The organism is Aliidiomarina quisquiliarum (assembly GCF_023922585.1).
GTDB lineage: Bacteria > Pseudomonadota > Gammaproteobacteria > Enterobacterales > Alteromonadaceae > Aliidiomarina > Aliidiomarina quisquiliarum.
Genome location: NZ_JAMFTN010000044.1, coordinates 1 through 2,575 on the forward strand (window position 1 = coordinate 1; position 2,575 = coordinate 2,575).

At 41.3% G+C, this 2,575-nt stretch carries 3 protein-coding genes and 1 pseudogene; 3 read left to right on the plus strand and 1 reads right to left on the minus strand.

What is annotated here, in order from left to right:
- The coding region (locus M1L23_RS12860; protein WP_252627753.1) for an IS3 family transposase at positions 1-119 on the plus strand (119 nt) is incomplete at its 5' end.
- 1,034 nt (positions 120-1,153) lie between these two features.
- On the opposite strand, the gene M1L23_RS12865 is transcribed toward M1L23_RS12860, so the two are convergent.
- Entirely contained in the window at positions 1,154-1,696 is a 543-nt protein-coding gene (locus M1L23_RS12865) for an EF-hand domain-containing protein (RefSeq protein ID WP_252627844.1), read from the minus strand.
- A gap of 275 nt (positions 1,697-1,971) precedes the next feature.
- On the opposite strand from M1L23_RS12865, the gene M1L23_RS12870 reads away from it, so the two are divergent.
- Together M1L23_RS12870 and M1L23_RS12875 are read left to right on the plus strand one after the other, a co-directional pair.
- Positions 1,972-2,118, plus strand: a complete 147-nt coding sequence (locus M1L23_RS12870; protein WP_252627845.1) for a lmo0937 family membrane protein — start codon at positions 1,972-1,974, stop codon at positions 2,116-2,118.
- A 98-nt stretch (positions 2,119-2,216) separates the two neighbouring features.
- A pseudogene (locus tag M1L23_RS12875) lies at positions 2,217-2,441 on the plus strand (helix-turn-helix domain-containing protein); the annotation flags it as partial.
- Between the last annotated feature and the right edge of the window lie 134 nt (positions 2,442-2,575).

Genomic DNA, 2,575 nt, shown 5'->3' on the forward strand with positions numbered 1-2,575 from the left:
CAGCCGATGTAGCTGCTTATATGAAGTATTACAACCTAAAAAGACTGCATACGTCTAATGGTGATATGACTCCGGTTGAGTATGAAAATCATCAATTAAACGTGTCCACTTGGGCTTGACCAGTACAAAGTCGAAACTCGGGGGTATAATTACGTTTTGGTCTTCTGCTCATGTTGTCACCTAATTGTCTATGTGGTGTATGATAACACCTCTAATTAGGTGGCCAAATTCACTATGCCACTACACATGAAAGTGCTATATGCATTGGAGTAAACATGCTTAAAATCATATTGGGACTCTTTCTGTTATTTACTTTGTGCTTTGTAAAAACAAAAAAGCATATAGAGCAAGGGAGTAAACCACCTCTTCCTTTTCCCCTGAATTGGAAAGGTTATATTGTAATTTTTTTAAAAGGATATCTACTTATATTAGTTGCTACTTTTGCGGTAAGTATATTACGAAAAGAACCTACTTTGGCTTATCTTAGTCCAGATCAATTGGGTTATATGGGAATTTTTATCGAATCATTTTTTATGTCTCTTTTAGTGTCGTCCTTTTTTCTGATCTCATATTTTCTCTTGAAAGCGCGGTGATTTAGGTGACAAAGGATTACTATTCCTTCCGTATTTTAAGCTAGTAATTTGTAGCTACCATCTTAACTTCCACAGTTCAAACTCAATTTAGCACGACATTCGGCCGATATTCTGTTTCTATCTTTTGTGCGCCAAAGAAAATATCATTCAACTTTCTCATTCCTGCTCCTGGGGCCTGCATTTTCATCTTAGCAGCAGCTTGCAATCTGGTTTTCTGAGCGTTGATATCTGGATTATGGGGCTCCGCTGCAATCGCTGCTAAAAGTAATTTAGCCCTTACTGTTGACGGCCCAACTTTGCTTACGGTCGTCCGGCTTTTAAAGTTACTCTATTTGTCCACTTCCCATTAATAACACAGTCATCCCGTAGAGAACTTATGCCGCATTTCGGTACTCTAGTGGCGATTCAGTGAGTAATAAAAAACGGCATCATTTACCCTTAATCAAAGATGATTAACAATATACCAACAATACCAACGTTCGGTAAACATTCAAGTTTGAACACATACACTTAAGTGGCGCGGCCTACAGCAAAACGGGCCTTGCGGCCCGTTTTTTCGTTTAATCTTTATTTGGTTTTTCATGGCGGCGACGTCGCTCTGTATGGCGTTCGCGCATTTCCTCTGCTCGTTCACGTGCTCCTTCAGCACGGTCGCGGTGTACTTCAATACGCTCAATAATAATTTCGCGGTGCTCACCACGAACCCTTTCCATGCTTGCTTTGAAGGTTTCAAGGTCGACCATGCCGGTGCCGTCTTGATCGAGCTTGGTAAACATTTCTGCGGCACGCTCACGGGCTTGGCGCTCTCGCACTTCGGTTAATTCAGCTAATGACACATAACCGTCGTTATTTAAATCGAACTCAGCAAATTGCTCTTCTAAAAAAGTGTTGCGCATCTCGCGATACTGCTCGTTATTTGGTGGTACTGGTGGCATAGGTGGGCGTCGGTTATTATCGCCGTCGATATGTTCAAACCACATCATACGGCGGTGTTCATGCTTGGTTTCTTTTACTGCAACATTTTCATCGCCAGCAAGCACTGGTAACGCAGAACTAGCAACTAAAGCGGCCATAACCAGTGTTAGTGTTTTAGTTTTCATCATCACTTCTCCCATTCGGGGTTAATTCAAACAAGGTTGGTACTCACAGGTGCTACTATGCCTAACAACTGTGCAGCTAATTTGGGTGAATTGTGAAGACATTGTGAATTCGCAGTATTTTATGTTTAGCCAGTAATAAACTGGTCACCCAGTAAGTTAGCACCTAAATGACCCGATTTTACATAAATTATTGCGCCTGCGAGTGCTTAAGCTATGATGAGTGCATAGTACATTTAATACCCACGTGTATAAACCTCATCATTTAGAAGGAAACCTGCATGCTTAGCACTATTGCTATTGTACTCATCATTCTTTGGCTATTAGGCTTCGTTAGCTCATACACCATTGGCGGCTTTATCCACATACTTTTAGTGGTTGCCGTTATTATGATTCTTATCCGCTTAATTCAAGGTCGATCTTTATAACTAAACCCAAATGTCGGGCCGCTGTCGGCCAGATTTCGTAACCGCCAATTAGGTTTTCACCTCATGCTTAAGCCAAGTACCGAGGTGGAGAAAACAACATGATTAAACGACTACGTGATAGAAAAAACTGGTCTCAAGAACAGCTTGCAGTAATGTCTGGCCTAAGTGTGCGCACCATACAGCGCATTGAAAGTGGCAATAAAGCTAGCCTTGAATCTCTTAAAGCACTTGCCTCTGTATTTGAAGTTGAAATTTCAACCCTAACAGAGGAAATTATTATGATAGATAAAGAGTCTGCAAGCTGGTTAAAGCAACCTAACTGGTTCAAGCGAGACTGTAAAAGATTTTGTGTAAATGGCTGGTTTCACTGTTAAATCCGATCCTGATATATAATCTCGAACTGTGCCATCGCTGGCTTCCAGTTGCGTATGGGCATAGTCCACTTTTTTGAAGCCTG

What these genes read in the sequence shown, in the direction of transcription:
- M1L23_RS12865 (WP_252627844.1), bottom strand. Translation starts at nt 1,696, where the DNA reads ATGATGAAAACTAAAACACTAACACTGGTTATGGCCGCTTTAGTTGCT.
- M1L23_RS12870 (WP_252627845.1), top strand. Translation starts at nt 1,972, where the DNA reads ATGCTTAGCACTATTGCTATTGTACTCATCATTCTTTGGCTATTAGGC.